Source organism: Aeromonas sp. MR19, assembly GCF_963899305.1.
In the GTDB taxonomy this organism is placed as follows: Bacteria; Pseudomonadota; Gammaproteobacteria; order Enterobacterales; family Aeromonadaceae; genus Aeromonas; species Aeromonas bestiarum.
Map to the genome: position 1 here is coordinate 50,687 of NZ_CAWQWZ010000053.1, position 24,489 is coordinate 75,175.

Consider the following 24,489-nt stretch of genomic DNA (forward strand, 5'->3'; position numbering starts at 1 on the left):
ATGACACAAGTAAAAGAACATCCTCCCTTACCATTGGCAATGAACGGGGGGGGGGAAGATGAAATAGATCTGCGTGAATTATTCGCGGCGCTTTGGCGTGGTAAGTGGTGGATAGTCTCCAATATCTTTGTTGGTGCGGTAATAGCTGTCATGGCAGCAATATCAATGCCAAATATTTATCGCTCCGAAGCTTTGCTTGCACCTTCTGCTGAGCAGCAAGGAGGGGGGCTTGCTGCCATGGCTGCCCAGTTTGGTGGTCTTGCCAGCTTGGCTGGCGTAAATCTTAGTGGTGGCGGTGGTCCGGACAAGACGGCTATTGCGGTCGAGATCGGGAAATCCCGTCAGTTTCTCAGTCACTTTATTCGTCAACATCAGCTGGAAGTGCCGTTGATGGCCGTCGTCAAAGCAGACAAGGCGACAGGTGAACTGGTAATTGATGAAGACATCTACGATGTCGTCAGCAAAAAGTGGGTGCGTGAAGTTCCTTCTGGAAAGTCTGTTGAACCAACGGATTGGGAGCTGATTAAGGTATTTCGCGATGTTGCCAGTATCCGTCAGGATGCCAAATCAGGGTTGGTCACTGTGGCGGTGGAGTATTACTCTCCTGGGCTCGCCAAGCAGTGGGTTGACTGGTTGGTGGCCGATCTCAATGAAGCTATGAAGCTGCGTGATCAAACTGATGCGACACGCAACATTACCTATCTCAAGGCACAGCTTGAGAAAACCCCGGTCGCAGATATGCAGAAGGTGTTCTATCAACTGATCGAGGATCAGACCAAAACCTTGATGTTGACTGAAGTGAATCAAGAATACGTGTTTAAAACCCTTGATCCTGCTGTGGTAGCTGAGGAAAAAGCGAAACCAAAACGGGCGTTGATCGCTGTATTGGGGACTCTGCTTGGCGGCATGCTAGGTGTTATGATTGTGCTGGTGCGCCATGCAATCGGTCGTCCACATCGTCACTGATGAGAGGGCTCATCTGGGCGACTCACTCTGGTCAATTGGTCTGTTTCAAGATATCCTATTAGTACTTTAAGTCATGTTTAAATAAGGAAATTAGTAATGAAAAAATCAGCGTTGACTCTGGCTGCTTTGTTGGTTCTCTCTTCAAATGCATTTGCTGCTGAAGAAGCGACAGGAGCTGCTGCTGGTTCTACCAGCGTAGCTGGTACTGCGGCTGTTGGCACAACTACTCTGGTTGCTGTGGGTGTCGGTGCTGCCGCACTGGCTGCGGTTGTTGTTTCTAATGCAAATGACGACTCCACCAGTACTAGCACTACAACTTCTACCAAGAAGTAAGTTTTTCTACGTTGCAATAAGGCTGCCATATTGGCGGCCTTATTTTTGTCACTTTGCAATTATTTTCCAATTCCACTGAGTGACCCGTCTATGTTTTCTCTTCGTTTTTTTATACTTTTGGGGTTGTTACTCTTGAGTGGCTGTTCCAGCATCAGTTCTGATACCTATGCAACGCTCCGCTATGCCTTTTGGGGGGTTGATGATGTGGAGGTAACGACTGAAAAAGTGCGTGAGTTGCCTTATGCCAGCGCCTATCTGCAGGTGGGGGATAACCCACAGGCATTGGTAGTGCTTGCGTTTGCAGACCCTGATGGTTCATTGAGCTGGGTGAGTTCGGATAATAAGATTTTTGTTACCAAGTCAGGTCGGCTGTACAAGACGGTGGGTTTGGAAAATGATCTGTATTTAGTGGCATCATATTGGCCTGATCCATTGCAAAAAATGGCAGATGCACCTGATGATGTTTTGAATCCCGATGCTATGCGTTGGCAATATAATGCCGAATGGGAAAAGGACTATGTGAGTGGATATAAAATGCAGACTAAGTTTATATCCGCTGTACCGGAAAAATTGTTAATCCTTGATAAATCACATGATGTTATGTTGATTGACGAGCTGGTCAGTGTTGGACAGAGTCAGAACTCTTGGCATAACTACTATTGGTTTGAGCGTAGTACTGGCAGAATATTAAAAAGCCAGCAGCAATTGGGGCCGAATTTGCCGGTGATTGAAATGACCATATTAAAGCCGTACGCATTATGAAAAGATACCTGATGATCGGTCTAATACCATTTTTTGCTTTGGCCCAAGCTGATGTAAACGTGATTTTTGAACGTCATTCTACAGCGAAGATTGAGTTTCACGATGGAGCCAGACTTGCAGACCTGTTATTTAATGTTCAATTGCCTAAGGATATCTATTGGCGTACTGCACAAATAGCTAATGAAAAGACAATAACAGCGTTCCAGACGACTAAAGAGAATTTGCTCAAGGATCTTAAAACACTCCAAGTATTTTGGATGCGAGAGGGTGACAAAGGCGCATTGATCCAGTCAACTCAGCAGTTACTACAAGAGCTGGATAAAATTCCTGTCAGTGGCCGTTTGTCAATAGAATTAGACCCAGCTAAGTCCAGAATTGATCCGAATGGTGATCCACTGTTAAAAGGACAATACACCCTTTTTGTTGCTTCAAGACCCGACTTTATCTACTTCGTGGGACTGATTAACGGTCGCAGTAAACAGCCTCTTCAATCTGGTGCTAGTTTGGCAAGCTATTGGCAGGATTATCGCTTATTAGCAGGTGCTACGCAGAATGAAGCATTCCTGATACAGCCTGATGGATCTATCAGCCTGGTTCCTGTAGCTAATTGGAACAAACTGCATCGTGAACCCATGGCGGGTGCTACGCTGTTTGTCGGTTTTGATCCCCAGCTCCTGCCTGAGCAGTATAGAGATATCAACATTCGCATTGCCAATCTGCTTGCTAATCGAGTACCAGAATAATGTTGCCTAAATTGAAATATATTGCGATCTTTGTTTCAGGGGCTGTTTGTGCTGCAGAGTCTGTTATTGATCCTTATGGTCCCTCACAAGGGGATTTCGGCGGGGTGGGTTTGCTTCAAATGCCTACTGCACGAATGGCCAAAACAGGTGAATTCAGTGCCAACTATGTTGATAATGACCAATATCGTCGATGGTCTATCTCTGCGCAGCCATTTGATTGGTTTGAAGCGACACTAAGATACACTGACGTAAGAACAAAAAAATACAGTCCGTACGAAGATTTTAGTGGTGATCAAACCTATAAAGACAAAGGGATGGATTTCAAGTTCCGTCTTTGGCAAGAATCTCACTATTTGCCACAAGTGTCAGTGGGCTTTAGAGACCTAATGGGGACAGGCCTATTTGACAGTGAGTTTTTGACGGCTAGCAAACGGTATGGCCCATTTGATTTTACTATCGGTATCGGCTGGGGAAATATGGCCGAAAGCGGCAATATTAAAAACCCATTTTGTGAGTACAAAGATAGCTGGTGTCAAAGGGATGCTGGCTATTCCGGTAGTGGCGGTAAGTTTGAAGTTGATAGCTTATTTCATGGGCCAGCAGCACTCTTCGGTGGTGTTGAGTATCAAACGCCATGGCAGCCACTTAGGCTGAAGCTGGAATATGATGGAAATGATTATAGCAAAGAGTTTGCAGGCTATATTTCTCAAGACTCACCTTGGAATGTAGGAGCTGTGTATCGCGTTTTCGAGAATCTAGATAGTCATCTCAGCTGGCAAAGAGGAAACACCTTGATGTGGGGGGTGACTTTTCGGACTAACTTTAATGATCTGAAACCGGCCCATATTGACCAGCCGAGACCCATTTATCAGCCAGACCTGGTTCCTGCCACCATGACTGACGTGAAGTGGCAAGCGTTAACCGCAGATTTGAAAGAGAATGCTGGTTGGCAAGATGTAGAGTTTTACACAACTACCGATTCCGTGACTGTCATCGGTACACAGAGCAAGTATCGTGATGAGAGTGAGGCGATGAAGAGAGCCTCTTTGTTAGCCGCAAATTATTTGCCTAGTACAGTCGATGAGCTGAATGTCGTTGAACGTAATGCGAACTTCCAGTTGCAAGAAACCCGCATCGATCTCCCATCTGTTCGTCGTGCAAATGTGGTACAGGTATTGGGAGAAGAGCAGCATGAAAAATCGACGGTACAGGCTGCAGGAAGAATTCATGGGAAACCCCTCTATGCGTCTGATCGAAAAGCTTTTTCATACTCTTTTGATCCAGATCTAACTCAATCATTTGGTGGCGCCGAATCTTTCTATATGTATCAGTTAGGCATTAATACCAATGCTGATTGGCGTATAAATGAAAACAACAGTTTACAAGGTACGCTGTTTGTCAATCTGGTGAATAACTACGATGAGTTCAATTATAAATCCCCTCCTCCAGATGGTGATGCTTTGCCGCGAGTTCGGACGTGGATTCGTGAGTATGTAGATTCATCCAATGTATTACTCAACAACCTGCAGTTAACCCATATGCAACCATTTTCTCAAGATTGGTACGGGCAAGCTTATGGTGGATATTTGGAGATGATGTATGCCGGCGTCGGGAGTGAGGTGCTCTATCGTCCATATGGTCAGACTTGGGCTGTTGGCGTTGATGCAAATTGGGTGAAACAGCGAGACTGGAACAACACCCTGAAAATGGCTGATTACGATGTGATGACCGGACATGTTACTGCTTATTGGCAGTTACCATTCATGAGTAATGTCACAGCCAAAGTCGCCGTGGGTCAGTATTTGGCTGGTGACAAAGGCGCTACATTAGACTTCTCCAAACGGTTTGATTCGGGCGTTATCTTGGGGGGATATGCAACATTTACAGATGTCTCTGCGGACGAGTATGGTGAAGGTAGCTTTACTAAAGGAATTTATGTCACGATACCCTTTGATTTGATGCTGCTCAAACCAACAACCGCGAAAGGAAGCATTGGGTGGGTTCCTTTGACACGGGATGGAGGCCAGATGTTGAGCCGCAAGAGTGGTCTTTACGGCTTGACAGAGTTGCAGTAATCGAAAATTGCCATAGGGCTTAGAACTTTTTTCATAAAACAGAGCGAGCAGTTGTAAGCTGCTCGCTCTTTTATTATCTACCCAATATATAGGGCAATCTGAAGAAATTATGCTAGGAATGCATGATGATTAAATACATAAATGGTGTGTTTGGCGTACTTTTTATCGCTTATTGGTTGCTGGGCATGCACTTTTTCATGCACAACCCCGGCGGGGCCGGGCTCTATTTGCCGTTCAATGCCTGGGGCTGGATCTTCGCCAGCCTCGTCATAGGCCTGGGGTTGTGGCAGGTGACGCTGCAACAGCGGCTGGTGTTCTCGCCATTGCAGGCCTGGCTATGGTTTGGTGGATGCTTGCTGTTGCTGCCCATGACTTATCCCGGTTTCGAATTCAAAGACTATGCCATTCCCCGGTTGCTGGGGTTGTTTGCCGGTCTGCTGTTTCTGTTTTGTCTGTACCAATGGCAACTGGCTCGTCAGGCCCGTGACAAGCTGCTCTATTTGCTGCTGGGGGCTGTGGCCATAGAGGCGCTGCTTGGTTTGGTGCAGTACTACCTGCTGACCCCCGGCAACTGGCTCGGTTATGACACCCGGGCCAATCGCCCCTACGGCATCTTTCAGCAACCCAATGTGATGGCAACCTTCATGGCGACCGGGCTTGCGCTGGCCAGCTGGCTGGAGCTGCGCGGCAATGCCAATGCCTGGCTACGAGGGCTGCGTTATGGGGTGATCCTGGCGGCCAGCCTGCTGCTGGTGGTGTTGCAATCCCGGGTAGGACAGCTGGGTGGTTTGCTGGCCCTGCTGCTGCTCGCGCCACAACTTTATCGCCAGCAGCAACTGCGCAGGGTTCTGGGGCTGGTTGGGTTGGGCATCGCCTTGGGGCTGATATCTCAATACGGGATCAGCGGTGTCAAACGTGGGCTCGAGGCCTATCAATCCGGTGGCATGCGCTCAATCTACTGGCCCTATGCCGCCAAGCTGATTGCCCAGTCTCCCTGGGTTGGCTGGGGCTACGGCAGCTTTGAAACCACCTTTTTGCACCACTATATGGCCGACAAGGCGCTGAACCCGGCCATGGTACAGATTGAATACAACCTCGATCACCCCCACAACGAGTTTCTCTACTGGGCGGTGGAAGGGGGATTGGCCCCCATGATCGGCATGGCGCTGATGGGCGGCGCTTTGTTGTGGCGAGTGGCCAAAGCCGGTTGGGTCAAGGGGCCGGCGCTGCTGGCGCTGGTGACCCCCATACTGCTGCACACCCAGACCGAGTATCCGCTCTATCATGCCATCGCCCTCTGGTGGGCCCTGCTGCTGCTGATCCATGTGCTGGATGCGGAGGTGGAGGAGGGGCTGCAGGCCTCGGGCCGTGCCAGCTGGCGCGAATATATCTATCGCCCCTGGCTGTTGTTGCGCTTCGTGGCCATCACGATTCCTCTGCTGGTCGTGCCCTTCATGCTCACCGCCATTCATACCGCCTGGGTGGTGACCAAGTATGAGCGTGGCGGCTACAAGGAGCCGACCCTGTTACTCGACATCGTCAATCCCATGGCCTGGTTGACCCGGGTGGAGTTTGACGTGAACTCGGTGCGACTCATGGTGGGCTTGCAGGCCGACAACAAGGCGGAGCTTGAAGCCTATCTCGACTGGGGCCAGGCCTTTGTGCGCCACACCCCCAGATCCAATATCTACGCGAACATGGTGCTCGCGCTCGGCGCGCTGGGGCGGCAGGAGGAGGCAAGGGCGCTGCGAGCGCAAGCCCTGATGCTCTATCCGGGTGATCCCTTGCTGACCGGCTCGGCCGCCAGCTCAGTGGCCACGGCGCTTGAGCGCAAGCGCTCCTCTTGATGTTGGCTGTCGCGGGTAGGCCAGGTTGTGCGATGTTTCATCAACCGCCTCACGGCTTCGCAAAAATGGTTGCCTCTGCTGGACGGCAGAGGCGCCATGGCTAAGATAGTGGCCTCAACGTCTTGTTTTAGAAAGGGAGTATGAAATGGAGTTAGTGCTAGGCCCATTGGAGGCCCGAGTGATCGGCGCTCTGATCGAGAAAGAGATCTGCACGCCGGATCAATACCCCCTCTCCCTCAATGCCCTGGTCAATGCCTGCAACCAGAAGAGCAACCGCGAGCCGGTACTGGAGCTCTGTGAGCTGGATATCCGCGCCGTAGTGGATGAGCTGATCCGCAAGCGTCTGGTGGTCAACACCGCCGGTTTCAATGCCCGGGTGCCCCGTTATCAGCACCGTTTCTGCAATACCGAGTTCGGCACCCTCAAGTTCAGCGAGCAGGAGCTCGGCATCGTCTGCGAGCTGCTGTTGCGCGGCCCGCAGACACCGGGCGAACTGCGCTCCCGTACCAACCGCCTGTGCAGCTTCGATGATGTCACTCAGGTGGATGCGGCGCTGGCCGCCCTGATTGAGCAGGGGCCCTATGTGGTCAAGTTGCCCCGTGAACCGGGCAAGCGTGAATCCCGCTATGCCCATTTGTTCAGCGGCGAGGTGGATCTGCAGGCGCTGGCCGAGGCATCCCCAGCCAGCAGCTATGCGTCCCCGGCGGCGGACAGGTTGAGCTCGCTGGAGGAAGAGGTCGAAACCCTCAAGTCACAGTTGCAGGCTCTGGAAGCCCGTCTGGCGCAGCTGGAAGGCTGACACGTCGGCACGTTTACCCCCAAAGAGGCGCTGCGGCGCCTTTTTTATTGCCATTTCGCCGAGGTTGCCGCCTCTTGCCATCCCTCGGCGCTCACCCCTGCTCGCCGCGTTCTATGAGCCAGTCGGCTTTTTTTGAGTTATTTCACGGTTAAGGGTCGAGCCGCCGCCGCTTTCCCGTTAAAATTCCGCTTTTGCACCTGCCCGTGAGTCTTGATGTCTGCGTTCACCCTCTCTTCCGATTGTTATGCCCTGCTCAGTGAGCTGCAGTTGCAGCGCACCGCCAGTACCCGCTATTTGCAAGAACAACTGCAAGCACAGCAGCCGCTCGGGCGGGCTTTGATCGACAAGCTGAGCCAGTTGCAGTTGCAGGGGCTGGTGCGGCTGCGCGGGGAGCAGCAGTGGAGTCTGACGGCAGAGGGAACCCTGGCGCTGATCCTGGCGGTGCGCTCGGGAGCCTGCCCCATGCCGAACTGGGCACGGGTGCCCTCGGTGACCGGCCAGGAGATGGCCCAGGCACTGGTGCGCGAGCTCTGCCTTGGGGAGGCGGGTCAGGTGCCGACCTACTACCTCGCGGCCGATCTGCTGAGCCTGCTCGATGTGCCCGAGGCCCATCGCCTGCTGCCGGGATCCAGTCCGCAATGGCAGCAACTGATGCTGATGCACTTCGCCCTGCAAACCCTGCTCGATGCCGAACCGGGTGAGCAGTGGCCGCTGGCATCGGTCGCCAGCGCCTGTGCCCCCGAGCTGACCCGCCTGAGCGAGGGGTTCGCATCCGAGTGGCAATGGCTCTGTGGCGACCTGGCAGGCGAGGTAACCACTCACTGGCCCGCCTTGCAGCAGTTGGCGGAGCAGGGGGCGGAACAACCCCTTGCCGAGCGGTTGCTCGGTGCCCTTGGGCAGTGGCAGGCGGAAGGTGGTCAGGGTCAGTGGCCGCTGATGTTCGGCGGTCTGCTCTGGCTCGGCTGGCTGCAACAAGCCGACCCCGTGATCGCCAGCGAGCAGCGCAAGAAGTGGCAGCGCAGTCTGGGCAACCAGTTTCCGCTGCTGGCGGATCTGCTGGGCCAGTGGGCCGGCGATCGCCACGGCCAGGCGGTCGGTCTGTTCGATACCCTGCAACTGCCGCTGGAGGAGTTGCACTGGGGTTATCTCTGGCTCGATCTCTGCGCCCTTGCCCGGCATGGTGAGCAGAGCCCCCAGGTTGCCATCCTGCACAAGTGGGATCTCTCCCACGTGCTGGAGGCCGACCCTCATCACAGGCTGATGGCCTTCTGTCAGGATCTGCTGCGGCTCCTGCTGGGGCAGGGGGCGCAGCGTGCACCGCTGCAACAGCTGCGCGCCGCCAACGGGGAGGAAGAGACGGACGAACAGGACGGGGAGGACAAGACGCCCGCCTCGGCCAGCTGGCTCAACTGGCTGCAGGGGCTGGGACGCTCCAGCGGAGTGCGCAAGGCACAGGAGCGGCTGGTGTGGCTGCTGCATGCCGAAGGACCCGAGCTGGAGTGCAAGATCCAGAAGCAGAGCACCAAGGGGGAGTGGACCGCCGGTCGCCGGGTCGATCCCGCGCTGCTCTCCACCCAGTATGCCGGCCTGCTCGACGAAGAGGACTGGGCGCTGGTGCGCACCCTGCCCCGGGTCATGGGCCATTTGCCGCGAGAGGCCTGGGCACCGCTGGCCAACCATCCGCGCCTGTTCAATGCCAAGGGACAAAAGCTGCAACTGGCCATCAGTGCGCCCCTGTTGCAGATCGTCACCCTGGAGCAGGGCATGGGCGCGGTACTGAGCCCGGCCGCCGCCGCGCGCGGGGCCCACATACTGCCGCTGGCGCAGGACTTGTGGCAGCTCATTCTCACCCCCCAGGCGCTGCTCGATCGCCTGCCCGCGCTGGAATCCATTCCCCCCTTGTCGGCCGAGGGCTTAAGCGAATTGCAGCGTACCCTGGATGCCATCCCGGGCCTGCCCTGGCACAGCCAGGTGGCCGGCCTGACAGGCAATGCCGAGCTGGCTCCCTGGCCTGGCGTTCCCTCGGTCCAGCTGGATTGGCAGGATGGCCAGCTGGCGGTCAGGCTGGTGACCCGTCAGGGCGAGTTGCCGCCACTGCCCCTTGGCAAGGGGGAGGCCATAGTGCGGCAGGGGATCAAGGATTATCACTACTGGCAGCGGGACCTGGCCGCCGAGAAGGTACAGGCCCAGCAGCTGCGCAATTCGCTGCCCATCGGCCTGCCCGGCAGTGAGTGGCTACTTCAGGGGGAGCAGGCGCTGGCACTGGTCAACGCCCTGCCCGAACTGGTGGATGCTGGCGTGGTCATTCACTGGCACCAGGACAGCGCGCGCCTCAAGAGTCTGGATGAAGCAGCCCTGAGCCTGCGCATCGAGCGGCGCCAAGACTGGTTCCAGGTGGAGGGGGCACTGGCCCTCGATGAGCACCAGATCCTCGACCTGCGCTTGATCCTGCGCCAGATGACGCCGGGCCAGCGCACCGTCCAGCTCGACGAGAAGACCAGCCTGATGCTGAGCGACAAGCTGGTGGAGCGGCTCACCATGCTGGGCGCCATGCTGGATGAAGAGCAACGCATCAACAACAAGCTGGCCTATCCGCTCACCCGCCTGCTCTCCGTCATCACCACTGAGGGGGATGACGCCTGGCACTCCCTGCAACAGGAGTGGCAGCAGGAGGTGGAGTGTCCGGCCGAGCTGCTGACGCCGTTGCGGGATTATCAGAAGGACGGGGTGCGCTGGCTGGCGACCCTGGCCCATCATGGTTTCGGCGCCTGTCTGGCCGATGACATGGGTCTGGGCAAGACCCTGCAGGCACTCATAGTGCTGCGCATGCGCCAGCACCTGGGCCCGGCGCTGGTGGTGGTGCCAAAGTCAGTGGTCACCAACTGGCAGGAAGAGGTGGCGCGCTTCGCTCCCGAACTCGAGGTGGTGGTGTTCGAAAATCCCTCCGAGCGGGAAGGGGTGATCCGCGATGCCAAGGCCGGCCAGGTGATCCTGATCAACTACGGAATGCTCGGCAGCCTGGCGGAGGCGCTCAAGTCCCGCCGCTGGTCGAGCATGGTGCTGGACGAGGCACAGCAGATCAAGAATGCCGGCACCCAGCGTGCCAAGCTGCTGTTCCAGCTTGAGGGCGATTTTCGCCTCGCTCTCTCCGGCACCCCCATCGAGAACCACCTGGGGGAGCTGTGGAGCCTGTTTACCTTTATCAACCCAGGGCTGCTCGGCAGCCTGGGCGAGTTCAAGCGCCGCTTCGGCAAGGCGGTGAAGGATCCCCAGCACATGGCGCTGCTGCGGGCTGTGATCAGCCCCTTCATACTGCGCCGCCTCAAGCAGCAGGTGTTGACCGAGCTGCCGGACAAGACAGAGATCATTCATCACATCAGCCTCTCCCCCGAGGAGCGCCAGCTGTATGAGGCCACCCGGCGGGAGGTGGTGCAGCAGGTGCAAAGTGCCGATGGCCGCGCCCTGATGCATGTGCTGAGCGGTCTGACCCGGCTGCGTCGGCTCTGCTGCTCCCCCGAGCTGGTGATGCCCGAGTGGTCCCAGACCAGCAGCAAGCTGGACGAGGCGATGGCCCTGCTGGACGAGGCGATCGGCAACGGTCATCGGGTGCTGGTGTTCAGCCAGTTCGTCGATCTGCTGAGCCTGCTGCGTGCGCGCATTGAACAGAAGAAGTGGGATTACTGCTATCTGGATGGCGGCTGCTCCGCCAAGTCCCGCCAGGACTCCATACTGCGCTTCCGGCACGAGCCGGTGCCGCTGTTCCTCATCAGCCTCAAGGCGGGGGGCACGGGCCTCAACCTGACCCAGGCCGATACCGTGCTGCACCTGGATCCCTGGTGGAACCCGGCGGTGGAGGATCAGGCGAGCGATCGGGCCCACCGCATGGGGCAGACCCAGCCGGTGACGGTTTATCGGCTGGTGTGCGAGCAGACGGTGGAGGAGAAGATAGTCGCCCTGCACGACGAGAAGCGGGCGCTGGCCGATGGCCTGCTGAGCGGCCAGTCCGAAGTGCGCGGGCTGGATGTGGAGAGCCTGCGCGCCCTGCTGATGGGCTGATCAGGCGGAGGTTGTGCACAAGGGGGGATCGCCGGCAGGCGATCCCCCCTTTGTTTATGTCTGTGGCTGTGCAGGAGCTCCTGTCGAAGAGGCGGACCGCTCAGCCAGGCCCGCTGGCATCTTGCCGCGCCATCTGCAGAGGCTGGGCAAGGGGAGTCTGCCGGCTTGCAGCTACCCCTGATAGAGGTAGAGGTGCAGCCGCTCTATGATGGGCTCACCGCCAATCTTGCGATCCCGCCGCGCCTGCCGCAGCTTGGGCGGGTAGTGGCCAAGGTGGGTGACGGCGGGCTGGGTGTCCGAGCAGAGCAGCAGGGGCAGGCTCGCCTTGAGCTGCTGCTTGCGGGGTTCCCTGTCCTGCCAGAGCAGGTTGATCATGGGATGGGTCTTGACCGGTCGCCGGATCCTGAGCTCGGCATCGGCAGGCAGGCGGCGAAGGTCATAGACCTCCTGATCCACCATCTTGCTCCACTCCTCGTTGTTGGAGAGCGCCGGAATGTAGCAGCGGCTGCGCTCCAGCATCTCCAGCACCTGCTCCCGGCTGAGGCGGTTGATGCTCTGCTTGTCGGCCCAGGTAAAGCCGAGGGAATGCAGCTCTCCTTCCAGCAGGGTCAGCTTGCGGTAGACCTGCAGGGTGATCACCCCGGGCAGGGCCCTGTGCACCAGCTCGAACTTCTCATCCCGCCCACCGGCCTGTTGCACCAGTTCCTTGAAGGCGAGCTTGCGGGTGTTGACCTCTTCGATCAGCGGGCGCAGCTGGCTGGCGCTGGCGGCAGAAAAGCGCAGCCAGCCCGGCAGGCGGTGGGTGGCCTTGGTGGAGCAGCCGGGGCGAGCACTGTGATCCCGGTAGGCCGCCAGGGTGGCCGCCAGCGCGGCCTCACCGCCCAGATAGCCCACCTCTATCTGTTCGATGGGCTCGTGCTCCTGCCCCTGAGGCACGGCGGGGAGGGGATAGACGTGGGCCTCCAGCAAGGGGAGCTGCGCCAGTTGTCGGGCCAGGCGGGCCAACGCCTCTTCGAGCGCGTCCATCTGTTGACGCAGGGCGGCAGTCGGGGTAAATGTGTCCATCGGCGTGTCCTGTGGTCGCCCCTGTCACACCCTCCACAGGGGCTGGCAGAGACGTGGCTAAACTACTGTATAAATAACCATACCAGCATGCCGAAAGCGCGCCAAGCATCTCCTTCGCAGTGCGCCTGGCGAGGGTCAAAAGCGATAGCCATTTGAGTGTGTTTATTTTGTATCTATCTGTTAAATAAGGATCAGCAAAAGATCTCTTGATTAACAACTGGATGTAAATCTCAGGTTGCCAGCCTCGCCTTGAGATCCCGTGACTGCATAGCCAAGACAAGAAACTGCATAGTTAGAGGTGCGCCATGCAGGAGAATATGCTGCCGGTCTTTCAGACGGAATAAAATGATTATTTAATAGTTTAAAATCAATCTGTTAGGTTTTAAAGATTGACGATATTCACCATTAGTTTTACTAATGTCTTGTATCAAAATTCGTCAATTGAGTCGGTTGTCCCTCCTGACTAAGCTTTGCGCAACAAATTCGCACCCCGCGCAGACATCATCAAGAGGAGCCACATCATGGCCAACATGACTTATACCGAGACCGGTTACCAGCATTCCAGCCAATCGAATCTGGTTGCTCGCGTCAAAATGACAGTGCTGACCTGGCTGGAACGCAGCCGCAGCCGTCGCCAGCTCTCCGAGCTGCCCGAGTACCTGCTCAAGGACATCGGCCTGAACGAATCTGATCGCTATCAAGAGACCACCAAGCCGTTCTGGCGTGGTTGATCAGCCGGGCATGGATGCCTCGTTTTTCTGCTGACCCCGATCTTGCTGTGTCAACCGGCCTGACGCCGGCGCTTGAATGATTGCCCGATATTTTCTCGTCCCTGTCGCTTCATTTCCCCTTCTCGCCGTTCCCTCGTTCACCCCATGCCCGCCGACTTGTCATTAACTGTCGCCACATTTGTATCCTTACTGTTTGAATTTGTTTAAAAACTGATTTTAAGCCCCCGTGCCTTGCGTATAATCCGCCCATAGCGTTCCTGACAAAAGGGTGAGATGGATGATTCCCCAGCATGACTTTTTGGCCCTGACTCGCCGCCATGAGTGGCAGCTTGAGCCCTTCACATTTGACCTGCCCGGTGGCTCACGGGTGAGCGTGTGGGATACAGGCGTGCTCTGCCTGGAACCCGCGAAAGGGGCCGATGATAGGCCGGGGGGGCGCAAGGACATAGTGCTCTCCTGCGGCATTCACGGTAACGAAACCGCCCCCATCGAGATCTGCAACCAGCTGCTGACCCGGCTGCTCAGCGGTGAGCTCAGCGCCCGTCATCGGGTGCTGTTTCTGTTTGGCAACCCGGCCGCCATGAACCTGGGGTTGCGGGAGGTGGAGGAGAACATGAACCGGCTCTTCTCCGGTGCTCACAGCAAGGGGGAGGGGCTGTGCAACCAGGAGCGCATTCGTGCCATGCGCCTGGAGCAGCATGTGAGCCGCTTCTTTGCCGATCCCGCGCGACCCCGTTATCACTACGACTTGCACACCGCCATTCGCGGTTCGCGCCACGAGAAGTTTGCTGTCTACCCCTTCCCTCATGAGCGGCCGTACTGCAAGGAGCAGGTGCAGTTCCTCGGTGCCTGCGGGGTGCGCACCATTTTGCTCTCCAGCGGCCCCACTACCACCTTCAGTTATTACAGCTCGCACAGCCACGGTGCCCATGCCTTCACGGTGGAGCTGGGCAAGGTGCGTCCGTTTGGTGAAAACGACATGACCCGCTTCATCGAGACCCGTCAGGCGTTGCAGGAGCTGGTGACCCAGGATGAGGTGGTGCTAGAGCCCTGGCAGGCGGATGACTTCATCATCTTTGCCATCGACCGGGTGATCAACAAGCGTTCGGAGCAGTTTCGTTTCCTGTTTGCCAGCGACGTGGACAATTTCACCGAATTTCCCCAGGGTTTCGTGCTGGCCGAGGATGGGGAGCTGCGCTACACGGTAGAAAAGACGCGGGAGGCTGTGATCTTCCCCAACGCCAATGTGGCCATAGGCCAGCGCACCGTGCTGCTGGTGGTACCGACCCGCTTGTGGGAGTGATCTGACCCCTTTTTGGGCCCTCTGCCAGCGCGCCATGCGGCTGGTGGCGCCCCTTCATCCTCGTGGGATTGATCCCGCAACCGCCCGAACAGGGAGCCCGAAGCGGCTCCCTTTTTCGTCTCTGCTCAGCCGAAAAGTTCAATGTCTTTCTGAAATTAAAGAAGTTTCTACTGGTCTTACCTGGTTAAATCACATTGCTCTTTAGTTAACATCTTATTTACATTCTAAGGGTCACCTCATGGTGGTGACGTTGACAACGGCAAGGAGCCAGTTATGACCCATGTCGACATCCCTTTCCTTCGTTACCTCGATGAGGAAGGGCGCCCGGTCGCGACACTGCCGACCTGGCTGGACAAGGCGATACTGCACACCTTCTACCGCAACATGGTGATGGTGCGCAGCTATGACAAGAAAGCAATCGCGCTGCAGCGAACCGGCAAACTCGGCACCTTTCCCTCCCATCTGGGAGCAGAGGCGGTCGGGATAGGCGTCGGTCTCGCCATGCAGGAGCAGGATGTCTATGTGCCCTACTACCGGGACATGCCCACCCTCTACGTGCGGGGCGTGCCCATGGAGAAAAACCTGCAATATTGGGGCGGGGATGAACGGGGCTGTGTCTTTTACAAGGCCGATGGCGAGCTGTCGGAGGACCTGCCCATCTGCGTGCCCATCGCCACCCAGATCACCCATGCCGCCGGCATAGCGGCGGCCTTCAAGTTGCGCAACCAGCCTCGCGTCGCCGTGGTCACCATAGGCGACGGCGGCACCTCCAAGGGCGACTTTCTGGAGGGGCTCAACTGTGCCGGAGTCTGGCATCTGCCCATGGTGATGATCATCAACAACAACCAGTGGGCCATCTCGGTGCCGCGCAAGTTGCAGTCGAGTGCGCCCACCCTGGCCCAGAAAGGGATAGGGGCCGGGGTACGCAGCATTCAGGTCGACGGCAACGATGTGGTGGCCGTCTATGATGCCACCCGCATCGCCGTGGAGCGGGCGCGCACCGGCAAGGGCCCGACCCTCATAGAGGCGATCAGCTATCGACTGGGGGATCACACCACGGCCGACGATGCGACCCGCTATCGCGACGCCGCCGAAGTGGAAGCCGCCTGGGCTAGGGAGCCGGTCAAGCGGCTGCGCCAGTTCATGGCCGGACAGTGCTGGTGGGACGAACATCAGGAGCAGGCGCTGCTGGCCGAGGCGAGCCGGGAGGTCGATCGCGCCGTGGCTGCCTATGAAGGCACGGCCCCGCAGGCACCGGAAACCCTGCTCGACTATCAGTTTGCCGAGTTGCCCAAGGATTATCGCGGCCAGCGCCAGCGCATCATCGCCAAGGGCATGCAGCGTCACGCCGGGGAGGAACGCTCATGATCGATGAGATGAGACTGCAGGATGCCGTCAAGCCAGCGTGGCGGGATGACATGACATGCAATGGGAATGGGGTGATTGATGACGCCGCGTCGGGGAGGCTGCATGAGTGAAATGACACTGCTCGAGGCGATCAATCTGGCGCTGCATCACGAGATGGAGCACGACCCCGATGTGGTGGTGCTTGGTGAGGACGTGGGGGTCAACGGCGGGGTGTTTCGCGCCACCGTCGGCCTGCGCGACAAGTTTGGTTTCAAGCGGGTGATCGACACGCCGCTGGCCGAGGGACTGATTGCCGGGGTAGCGGTCGGCATGGCGACCCAGGGGCTCAAGCCGGTGGCCGAGTTCCAGTTTCAGGGTTTCATCTTCCCCGGCATGGAGCAGATCATCTGCCAGGCGGCGCGGATGCGTAACCGCACCCGTGGCCGTCTCTCCTGTCCCATCGTTTACCGCTCCCCCTATGGCGCCGGCATCCACTCGCCGGAGCACCATAGCGAAAGCGTCGAGGCCCTGTTTGCCCATATTCCGGGCCTGCGGGTGGTGATCCCCTCCAGTCCGAGACGGGCCTATGGCTTGCTGCTCTCGGCCATTCGCGACCCGGATCCCGTGATGTTCTTCGAGCCTGATCGCATCTATCGCTCGATGAAGTCGGACGTGGTGGATGACGGTGTCGGCCTGCCGCTGGACGTCTGCTTCACCCTGCGGCCTGGACGGGACATCACAGTGGTCGCCTGGGGAGCCTGCATCCAGGAGGTGATGCGAGCGGCGAGCCTGCTGGCTGAGCAGGATATCCAGTGTGAAGTGCTGGATCTTGCCACCATCAAGCCGCTGGACATGGAGAGCATTCTGGCCTCGGTGCGCAAGACGGGCCGTTTGCTGGTGGTGCATGAGGCGTGTGGCAGCTTCGGGGTGGGCGCCGAGATAGTGGCGCGGGTGACCGAGGAGGCGTTGACCTCCCTCAAGGCGCCGCCAAAGCGCCTCACCGGGGTGGATGCAGCCGTGCCCTACTACCGCAACGAAGAGTATTACCTCATCACCGAGCAGGATATCGCGGACGTAGCTCATCAGCTGATGGAGAAGTGGCTATGAAATTTTTCAAATTACCGGATCTGGGCGAAGGCTTGGCCGAGGCCGAGATAGTCGAATGGAAGGTGAGCGCCGGCGATACGGTGAGTGTCGATCAGGTGTTGCTGTCGGTAGAAACCGCCAAGGCTCTGGTGGATGTGCCTTCGCCGGTGGCGGGGGTGATCGCCAGGTTGTGCGGGCAGGAGGGCGACATACTCCACATAGGCGCGCCGCTGGTTGAGTTCGAAGGGGGCGAGGATGACGGCACAGTCGTGGGCAAGGTCAGTGCCCATCAACAGCATATCGAGGATCACTTCGTGGTGGGTGCCATAGCCCCGGGTGGCAGCCTGGTACAGGCCATGCCTGCCGTGCGTTTGCTGGCGCAAAAATTGGGGCTGGACATAGACCGGATCAAGGGCAGTGGCAGCGCCGGCATGGTGACAGAGCAGGACGTGCAGGCGGCATTCGAGGCTCAGCAAAGCAGCGGCAACGAATTCCTCAAGGGTTCGCGCCGGGCCATGGCCAAGGCGATGGAGCTTTCCCATCAGACTGTGGTGCCGGTCAGCATTACCGACGAGGTGGATCTGCGTCACTGGCGGCCGGATGAGGATGTGACGGTACGCCTCATCAAGGCCATAGGCGTCGCCTGTCGTGCCGAGCCCTCCATGAACGCCTGGTTTGACGGCGATACGCTCTCAAGGCGGCTGTTCAGTGAGGTCAACGTCGCCATTGCGGTAGACTCCCGGCATGGGCTCTATGTGCCCGTGATGGAGAACGTGGCTGAGCGGGAGGGGGCAGACATCCGGCAGGGGCTGGATCGCATGATCGCCGATGTGAAGGCGCGCGCCGTGCCGCGGGAGATGCTGCAGGGGGCGACTATCACCCTCACCAACTTCGGTGCCATCGCCGGTCGCTATGCCAGCCCGATAGTGACGCCACCTCAGGTGGCCATCATAGGTGCCGGCAAGTTGTTCGAGAAGGTGGTGTTCATCCACGGAGAGGCTCGTCCGGTCAGGGCACTGCCATTGTCGATGACGTTTGACCACAGAGCCTGCACTGGCGGCGAGGCTGCACGCTTCCTCAAGGTACTGGTTCAGGCACTGGAAGCACCCGCGCTATAAACCCTTGTGCCCTGCCGTCGGCAGGGCACAAATTTGTTTGCGTAATCCCCAAAGCCACGTATAATCTAAACCAGCTTGAAAGGGCGAAAGTTATGTCAATGAATATGATGTTTTACATCTTTTCCTGTTGTTCATAAGTTAATCCCGTTTTTGAGCTTTATCCGCTGAAAAGCATAAGTAATTATTTTGAATACAGGTTATAGATATGTCTAACATGATCACCGGTACCGTTAAGTTTTTCAACGAAACCAAAGGTTTTGGCTTCATCCAGCAAGAAAACGGCCCGGACGTTTTCGTTCACTTCAGCGCTATCAGCGGTAACGGTTTCCGTACCCTGGCTGAAGGTCAGCGCGTACAGTTCTCCGTGACCCAAGGTCAGAAAGGCCCGCAGGCTGAGAACGTAACTGCTCTGTAATTCTTACAGAATTTAAGAAAGCCGTGGTACCTCTGGTTCCACGGCTTTTTGTTTATGGGTGCCTTTTAGACTAGTATCGACTTCACTTTCGCCGCCATATATCACCATGACCCCATCACTCCTGCTGGCCGCCAGCCTGCTCATCTCCACCAATACCCAGGCTCAGAATGTTTTTGCCACCGAAGCGAAAGCCGTGTGTCAGCAGTTTGTACACGTTCGCCTGGGAAGCAGAATTGTGCCCGATGAGATCAAGGCGCAGCCTTTGCCGAAACGGGAAGGCGAATGGATGGTCGATGGCAAAGTAAAAGGACCCGAAGGTCCTTTGCTGTTTGCCTGTCTGTTGCGGCAGGGCTCGCGCTGGGAGTTGCTCAACTTTTCACTCTGGGCCCCGCAGGCGATCAAAGCGGTTTGAGTGCGACTATCAGGTGCTGCAGATGCTCAACCATGGTCATGCCAAAAGGAGTCAGGTAGCCGCCATCTTCTGCGCTGATGAGACCTTGCTGATGCAGGCGTACTGCCGCTTGGCACAGCTCGTCGGACATGTCACTGCGCAACTTGATCCCCAGGCTCATGTTGGCCGGATCAAAGCATGCCAGTATTTTCAAGTCGTTTACAAAGTCGTTAGAAATCTGGTCGATCCCAATCATGAATGCACTCCTTACGCTAAAGATGTATGCAAACTAGCATTCCCGGATCCACTTTAGTGGGCGCTGGTTCAAACTATTGGGCTTTCTCTGGCGCCACCCTGCCTGAACGCTGTTTTTTTGGGCATTGCCCTCCGATTTGAGCCGTGAAAATGTGAGTCCGCTCGCTAGCGTTCAAACATGGTAGGATAGGGCCCTCCTTTGTCTTTCTGGCCGAGCACAGCATATCGGCCTTCCAGTTCAAGGCGCCCCTCATGGTAAAGATCACGCTAGTATCACTGCTCCACTCTCTTGGCCCCCGTTTCCCTGTTTATCCCACCTCCCTGTTGCTGCCGCTGCTCGACCAGCATCATGGCGATGTCTGGCTGCCCGCGATCAAGGGCGCTGATGTGGCTGCCTTGCGTCAGCATGGCAAGGGGGCGGCTGCGCAAACCCTGGCGCCGTTGACGGCGGGCTGGTGTGACTTTGCCGCCAGCGATGTCGGGGCGACCCCCGAGCTGGATGCCCTTGCCAACTATGACACCGAGATGATGGACAACCTGCTGGTGTACTGGCATGGCCCGGCCAAGATAAACAGCCCGATCACCGATAACCTGTTCGAGCTGCGCCGCGAGGTGGTGGACGAGGCCCACGGCAGCAAACTGGCCAGCTCCTGGGAGCAGCAACAGCAGTTGCGGTTCGAGCAGATCATGCAGGGCGTGCAGGCGGGACGGGATCAACTCTGCTTCGTCGAGGTGGAATCTGCCTACTGGTTGCGCCAGCGTTGCTGCGAGACGGTGGAGATCACCCTGGTGACGCCTGAACTGGGTTGATATCGGCGAAAAATAGGTGACCGATCTCTCATACTGGACAAGCCGCCAGCAAGATGTGAACATGGCGCCCTTTATTGAAAGAGAGACTTGGCCAATGAGCTATGAATTGAGCGAAACCGAGCGCAATGCTGCGCTGCAACTGAACGCCGACTACCGCTACGAGCACTTCATCAGCAAGCTGGTCGAGCACGAAGAGCTGTTCGTCCTGACCGACGAGCACGGCGTCATGATGCTGACCACAGACGATGAAGATTGCATTCCGGTATGGCCGCACCCCGAGTACGCCCAGGCGTGGGCCGAGGGTGAGTGGGCCGAGTGCAAGCCGCAATCCATCACCCTCAAGGTGTGGTTGGAGCGCTGGGTCGACGGCATGGAGCAGGACGAGCTGTGTGTTGCCGTGTTCCCGACCCCGGATCAGGAAGGCATAGTGCTGGAGCCGGCCGACGTGGCCGACGCCATTGCCGAGAAGCAGGCCAAGCGCGCCTGATCGCGCCTGAGCTTCCTTTGCAACCCTGGTTGCAATAAAAAGACCCCGCCAACGTGCGGGGTCTTTTGTTTTCGGCCCTGATGGACTGTGTCCTTTTGGGGACTAGGCCATGGCAGGGCGAGCCGCCTCAGCGCTGCTGGTAGCTTGTGTCTGTCAGGGTGACGGCGGGGAAGGTCTTGCCGCTCTCGATGGCCGCCCTGGTTTCTGCCTTCGCCTGCTCGTCAATCCAGAACAGGCCGCCATAGCTGTAGCCGCTATTTCCGCCATCGAGGGGCCAGTAGAGCAGCTCGCTCTTGGGGGTTGCCGGCACCTTGGGCAGTTTTATCCAGCGCCAGGCCCCTTCCCGGGTATAGGGCACCTGATAGGCTGGCACGAAGCTGGCCAGCTCATAGAGCCGCTGCTGGATCTGCCGTGACAGGGCCGCCTTTTTGGCAAAATCGAACTCCTTGTCGTACTGCTCCACCAGTGCCGTGATGGCCCCGTCATCTATGTTCATGATGTTGTTGGTCTGGGGCTTGTTGGCATTGACCTTGTGAAAATGCTCCCAATAGGCGGGGTAGCGGCCGGAGCTCCAGCCCATCCAGGCGCTCTGGTGCTTCTTCTCCAGCATGGATTTGAAGCCGGCCGAGGCATCCATCAGGTTGAGTTCGAGATTGAGCCCCGCCTTCTTGGCCTCTTCTCGCAGCAGGGTGAGGCGTTGGGCATGCTCCGCCGTGGTGTAGGTGATGCTCAGGGTCAGCGGCTGCCCCCGCTCGTTTTGCAGGGTGCCGTCCGGTCCAGCGTTGGTGAAACCGGCCTTGGCGAAGTAGTTGCGCGCAAGCTGGGGATCGAACGGGCGAGTCTTGAGCTCAGTGTTGGTGAAGGCGCCCTGGCCAGATCCATAGCTGTTGAGGCGCTGGTAATCCCCTCGCAACAGGGTGGCGAGCATCTTGTCGAGGTTGAGGGCATGCTGGATGCCGAGCCGCACATTGATATCCTTCAGCAGCGGGTCGGCTGTGTTGAGATAGAGTCCCATGGGGGATTGGGGGGTCTGGTTGTAGAACCAGCGCCGCTCGATATAACCCTTCTCGAACTCGGCGGTTTTGGTCTTGTCGTGCCACCAGTTGGGCATGACCAGCGGGAAGGTATCCAGCTCGCCGCGCAAGAAATGCTGCCAGGCGATGTTCTGATCCCGCAGTACCTTGATTTCTATCTTGTCCGGATTGAAGCGGTGCTGGAGGTAGCGTTCATCGTTGCCCCACCAATCCTGGATCCGCACTAAGCTGACCGACTTGCCCTTCTTCACCTCGCCGAGCTGATAGGGGCCCGTGACCGGCAATATCTTCCAGTTGTACTCCTTGACCCAGTTGGCGGTGAGCTTGATGGCGTGGCTCGGCTCAGGGCTGAACGGCAAGGACTCCAGCAGATCCTGGCGGCTCTTCTCGCTGCCGCTGGTGATGGCCAGGGTGCGGTCATCGAAGCGGGTCACGTCGGTTATCTGGGTGCTGTAGTAGTTGTTGTACCAGGGGTCGCTTATCTCCTTGCTGCGCATCATCTTGAGGGTAAACACCCAGTCATCGGCGGTGACGGGTTGGCCATCCGACCAGCGCGCCTTGGGGTTGATGCGAAAGTAGAGAGTCTTGTTGTCGGCGCCGAAGGCCCACTCGTTTGCCAGCATGGGCATGGGGTTGCCGGTGACTGGATGGGTGCTCAGGAGCGGCAGGTTGGTCTCCCTGACATAACCGGCAAATCCGCCGTTGGAGTCGGGGCCGAATTTGCGCAGGGTCAGGGGAAAGCTGGTCATAAAGGTGTGGAAGGTGCCGCCCCGTTTGGCAGCCGGATCGGCGTAGACAGGATCCGCGTTGTTGCTCTCCCACTTGAGGTCCACAGGCAGGCTGGCGCTCCAGCCAAGCGGGCTCCAGCACAGGATCAGGGTGATGGCGGCAGTACGAATAAGGGATGGGACCGGGCTCACCCCGGCTGAGGCTGTCGATGGCATATCCATGCTCTCTCCTGATGGTCTGCTTCCTGCAGGTCACACGCTGGTGACGCCAGTCCCGATGGGGACTGGCTCATGATGGAAATTTTCCCCAGCCGGGTCAATGGCGGGCGGAAAATAACCGGGTGACCATCAAGGCGCCGTCTCTTGCTTGAACCAGCGCAGCCGGCCACCCAGCAGATGGACCACGAAGCCGAGCAGCACCAGGCCGGAACCCAGCCACTGCAAGGGGGTCGGGTGTTCGTCGAGCAGTAGGGCGGCCGCCACCATGCCGACACAGGGCACCAGCAGGGAGAGCGGCGCCACCTGCGCCACCGGATAGCGCATCAGCAGCCGCCCCCACAGGCCGTAACCCAGCCAGGTGGCGACAAAGGAGAGATAGAGCACACACAAGAACCCCTGCCAGCTGAAGTTGAGCAGGCTGCTGGCAATCAGTTCCGGCCCTTCGAACAGCCAGGAGAGCGCGAAGAAAGGCAGTATGGGCACCAGCCCACCCCAGGCGATAAGGCTCGGTAATGGTGTTTGATAACGCAGCCCAATCTGGCGGTTGATGACGTTGCCAAGGCCCCAGCAGGCGGCCGCGCACAGCGTCAGCACGAAGCCGAGCAGGGTCAGGTTACCTTCACCGTGAGTGGCGATGAGATAGAGGCCTGCCCCCGCCAGCGGCAGCGCCACCCAGTGGTGGGGCTGCCAGCGCTCCCCCAGCCAGAGCATGGCGAACAGCAGGGTGAACACCACCTGGGATTGCAGTACCAGCGAGGCCATGCCCGCCGGCATGCCGAACTTCATGGCGCAAAACAGGAAGGCAAACTGGCCCAGGCTGATGGCGCCGCCATAGGCCAGCAGCCAGCGCCAGGGCATGGCGGGCCTTGGCACCAGCAAGATGGCGGGAAAGACCACGCCGACGAAGCGCAGCGCCCCCAGCAGCAGCGGGGGTATCCCCTCCAGCCCCCACTTGATCGCCACGAAGTTGAGTCCCCAGCAGAGGATGACCAGGGCGGCCAGACATTTATCCTTGGTTTGCATTCAGCTTCCTTGTCATCAGAGGAATGGCGATCCGCATTGCACGGGCGGATCGGCAAGGGGACGAGCATACCCTTGAGTGGGTGGCTGGCGTCAAGCCGCCAGGCGGGGCATGGCTTTAGGCTGCGAGCCGCAATGACAGGTTCAGGCGGTAACGCAATGCAGGGTTATGCTGCGGGCCGCGATGGCGGCCCGCATGGGGGCGGGCAGGGCATCGTCGGTGACCAGCACGCCGATCTGACCCGGTGTGCCAAGCTGGCTGGGGTGGATGGCGCCAAACTTGCTGCTGTCGGTGATGACCACATTGGTCATCCCCTTGGCCAGCACGCTGTTGACCACGTCGGCCCGCATCATGTCGCGGCTGGTAAAGCCCACCTCGGGGTGAAAACCATCGACCCCGATGAAGGCCTTGGAGAAGTGCACCTGCTCGATACAGAGGCGCGTCAGCGGCCCCACCACACTCTCGCTCTGATGCTGGAACAGGCCGCCGAGCAGCACCACCTGGGCCGGCGTGTCCTTGAGCAGATGGGCGATATAGCTGCTGATGGTGATGATGGTGACCCGTTTGTGCAGGGCGAGGTGGCGGGCCAGCATGGCGTTGGCGCTGCCCCCTTCGATGAAGACAGTCTCGCCGTCTTCCACCAGCTGGGCGGCCCGCTCGGCGAGGCGCTCCTTGAGCAGGTAGTTGATGTTCATCCGGGCATCCGGATCATCGGTCTCCAGCGCCATGGCCGAGCCGTGCACCCGCTTGAGCAGCCCCTGTTTCTCCAGCGCAGTGAGGTCGTTGCGCACCGTCACCTCTGACACCCCCGTGTGGCGGGACAGCTCGGCCACGCTCATCTTGCGAGCCTGATGGACCAGAGTGAGGATCAGTTGGTGGCGTGGATTCATGGTGCGCT

The 24,489-nt window shown here is 58.1% G+C and carries 22 protein-coding genes; 17 read left to right on the top strand and 5 right to left on the bottom strand.

The window, feature by feature from the left end; genetic code table 11:
• The 8 genes from AACQ95_RS20910 to AACQ95_RS20945 all read left to right on the top strand — a co-directional run bounded on the left by AACQ95_RS20910 (position 1) and on the right by AACQ95_RS20945 (position 11,581).
• A complete protein-coding gene (locus AACQ95_RS20910) occupies positions 1 to 966 on the top strand; it encodes a Wzz/FepE/Etk N-terminal domain-containing protein (RefSeq protein WP_241279766.1) in 966 nt (321 codons plus the stop codon).
• A gap of 96 nt (positions 967 to 1,062) precedes the next feature.
• Positions 1,063 to 1,299, top strand: coding sequence for a hypothetical protein (locus tag AACQ95_RS20915; RefSeq protein ID WP_241279768.1), 237 nt, complete (start codon positions 1,063 to 1,065; stop codon positions 1,297 to 1,299).
• 90 nt (positions 1,300 to 1,389) lie between these two features.
• The gene (locus tag AACQ95_RS20920) at positions 1,390 to 2,061 is read left to right on the top strand and encodes a YjbF family lipoprotein (RefSeq protein ID WP_241279769.1); all 672 of its coding nucleotides are present in this window, start codon (positions 1,390 to 1,392) and stop codon (positions 2,059 to 2,061) included.
• A gap of 11 nt (positions 2,062 to 2,072) precedes the next feature.
• Positions 2,073 to 2,804, top strand: a complete 732-nt coding sequence (locus tag AACQ95_RS20925; RefSeq protein ID WP_241279771.1) for a capsule biosynthesis GfcC family protein — start codon at positions 2,073 to 2,075, stop codon at positions 2,802 to 2,804.
• Complete coding sequence (locus AACQ95_RS20930) at positions 2,804 to 4,879, top strand: YjbH domain-containing protein (protein WP_241279773.1); 2,076 nt, start codon at positions 2,804 to 2,806, stop codon at positions 4,877 to 4,879. The genes AACQ95_RS20925 and AACQ95_RS20930 overlap by 1 nt, the downstream gene beginning before the upstream one ends.
• A 125-nt stretch (positions 4,880 to 5,004) precedes the next feature.
• Positions 5,005 to 6,726: a PglL family O-oligosaccharyltransferase gene (locus AACQ95_RS20935; protein WP_241279775.1), complete on the top strand. Its 1,722-nt coding sequence runs from the start codon at positions 5,005 to 5,007 to the stop codon at positions 6,724 to 6,726.
• Positions 6,727 to 6,871: 145 nt separating this feature from the next.
• On the top strand, positions 6,872 to 7,525 hold the full coding sequence (locus AACQ95_RS20940; protein WP_241279778.1) for a YceH family protein: 654 nt from the start codon (positions 6,872 to 6,874) through the stop codon (positions 7,523 to 7,525).
• A gap of 213 nt (positions 7,526 to 7,738) precedes the next feature.
• On the top strand, positions 7,739 to 11,581 hold the full coding sequence (locus tag AACQ95_RS20945) for a DEAD/DEAH box helicase (protein ID WP_241279779.1): 3,843 nt from the start codon (positions 7,739 to 7,741) through the stop codon (positions 11,579 to 11,581).
• 171 nt (positions 11,582 to 11,752) lie between these two features.
• Here AACQ95_RS20945 and AACQ95_RS20950 read toward each other — a convergent pair whose 3' ends face one another.
• On the bottom strand, positions 11,753 to 12,646 hold the full coding sequence (locus AACQ95_RS20950) for a DNA replication terminus site-binding protein (protein ID WP_241279782.1): 894 nt from the start codon (positions 12,644 to 12,646) through the stop codon (positions 11,753 to 11,755).
• A gap of 521 nt (positions 12,647 to 13,167) precedes the next feature.
• Here AACQ95_RS20950 and AACQ95_RS20955 point away from each other — a divergent pair.
• The 7 genes from AACQ95_RS20955 (at position 13,168) to AACQ95_RS20985 (ending at position 19,058) form a co-directional block, all read left to right on the top strand.
• Positions 13,168 to 13,377, top strand: a complete 210-nt coding sequence (locus AACQ95_RS20955; protein ID WP_043137637.1) for a DUF1127 domain-containing protein — start codon at positions 13,168 to 13,170, stop codon at positions 13,375 to 13,377.
• Between the two features lie 277 nt (positions 13,378 to 13,654).
• Positions 13,655 to 14,680 carry a succinylglutamate desuccinylase gene (gene astE, locus AACQ95_RS20960; RefSeq protein ID WP_241279784.1) on the top strand — a complete coding sequence of 342 codons (1,026 nt, stop codon included), beginning with the start codon at positions 13,655 to 13,657 and terminating at the stop codon, positions 14,678 to 14,680.
• 273 nt (positions 14,681 to 14,953) lie between these two features.
• The gene (gene pdhA, locus AACQ95_RS20965) at positions 14,954 to 16,048 is read left to right on the top strand and encodes a pyruvate dehydrogenase (acetyl-transferring) E1 component subunit alpha (protein WP_241279786.1); all 1,095 of its coding nucleotides are present in this window, start codon (positions 14,954 to 14,956) and stop codon (positions 16,046 to 16,048) included.
• 102 nt (positions 16,049 to 16,150) lie between these two features.
• A complete protein-coding gene (locus tag AACQ95_RS20970) occupies positions 16,151 to 17,134 on the top strand; it encodes an alpha-ketoacid dehydrogenase subunit beta (protein ID WP_241279788.1) in 984 nt (327 codons plus the stop codon).
• Positions 17,131 to 18,231 (top strand): dihydrolipoamide acetyltransferase family protein, encoded by a 1,101-nt coding sequence (locus tag AACQ95_RS20975; protein ID WP_098983462.1) that lies wholly within the window; start codon positions 17,131 to 17,133, stop codon positions 18,229 to 18,231. The genes AACQ95_RS20970 and AACQ95_RS20975 overlap by 4 nt, the downstream gene beginning before the upstream one ends.
• Positions 18,232 to 18,436: 205 nt before the next feature.
• Positions 18,437 to 18,646, top strand: coding sequence for a cold-shock protein (locus AACQ95_RS20980; protein WP_005331438.1), 210 nt, complete (start codon positions 18,437 to 18,439; stop codon positions 18,644 to 18,646).
• A 106-nt stretch (positions 18,647 to 18,752) separates the two neighbouring features.
• A complete protein-coding gene (locus AACQ95_RS20985; RefSeq protein ID WP_241279791.1) occupies positions 18,753 to 19,058 on the top strand; it encodes a hypothetical protein in 306 nt (101 codons plus the stop codon).
• Here AACQ95_RS20985 and AACQ95_RS20990 read toward each other — a convergent pair.
• A complete protein-coding gene (locus AACQ95_RS20990) occupies positions 19,045 to 19,293 on the bottom strand; it encodes a TIGR02647 family protein (protein WP_005320240.1) in 249 nt (82 codons plus the stop codon). The two genes, AACQ95_RS20985 and AACQ95_RS20990, sit on opposite strands and share 14 nt — an antisense overlap.
• A 251-nt stretch (positions 19,294 to 19,544) precedes the next feature.
• Here AACQ95_RS20990 and AACQ95_RS20995 point away from each other — a divergent pair, with 251 nt between their 5' ends.
• Together AACQ95_RS20995 and AACQ95_RS21000 are read left to right on the top strand one after the other, a co-directional pair.
• Complete coding sequence (locus tag AACQ95_RS20995) at positions 19,545 to 20,102, top strand: hypothetical protein (RefSeq protein ID WP_241279793.1); 558 nt, start codon at positions 19,545 to 19,547, stop codon at positions 20,100 to 20,102.
• A 94-nt stretch (positions 20,103 to 20,196) separates the two neighbouring features.
• On the top strand, positions 20,197 to 20,589 hold the full coding sequence (locus AACQ95_RS21000) for a DUF2750 domain-containing protein (protein WP_042036410.1): 393 nt from the start codon (positions 20,197 to 20,199) through the stop codon (positions 20,587 to 20,589).
• Between the two features lie 127 nt (positions 20,590 to 20,716).
• Here the strand turns inward: AACQ95_RS21000 and AACQ95_RS21005 are convergent, their stop codons facing one another.
• The 3 genes from AACQ95_RS21005 to AACQ95_RS21015 all read right to left on the bottom strand — a co-directional run bounded on the left by AACQ95_RS21005 (position 20,717) and on the right by AACQ95_RS21015 (position 24,481).
• Complete coding sequence (locus tag AACQ95_RS21005; RefSeq protein WP_241279909.1) at positions 20,717 to 22,567, bottom strand: extracellular solute-binding protein; 1,851 nt, start codon at positions 22,565 to 22,567, stop codon at positions 20,717 to 20,719.
• A gap of 132 nt (positions 22,568 to 22,699) precedes the next feature.
• The gene (locus AACQ95_RS21010; RefSeq protein ID WP_241279797.1) at positions 22,700 to 23,593 is read right to left on the bottom strand and encodes an EamA family transporter; all 894 of its coding nucleotides are present in this window, start codon (positions 23,591 to 23,593) and stop codon (positions 22,700 to 22,702) included.
• Between the two features lie 141 nt (positions 23,594 to 23,734).
• A complete protein-coding gene (locus AACQ95_RS21015; RefSeq protein ID WP_241279800.1) occupies positions 23,735 to 24,481 on the bottom strand; it encodes a DeoR/GlpR family DNA-binding transcription regulator in 747 nt (248 codons plus the stop codon).
• Positions 24,482 to 24,489: the final 8 nt, after the last annotated feature.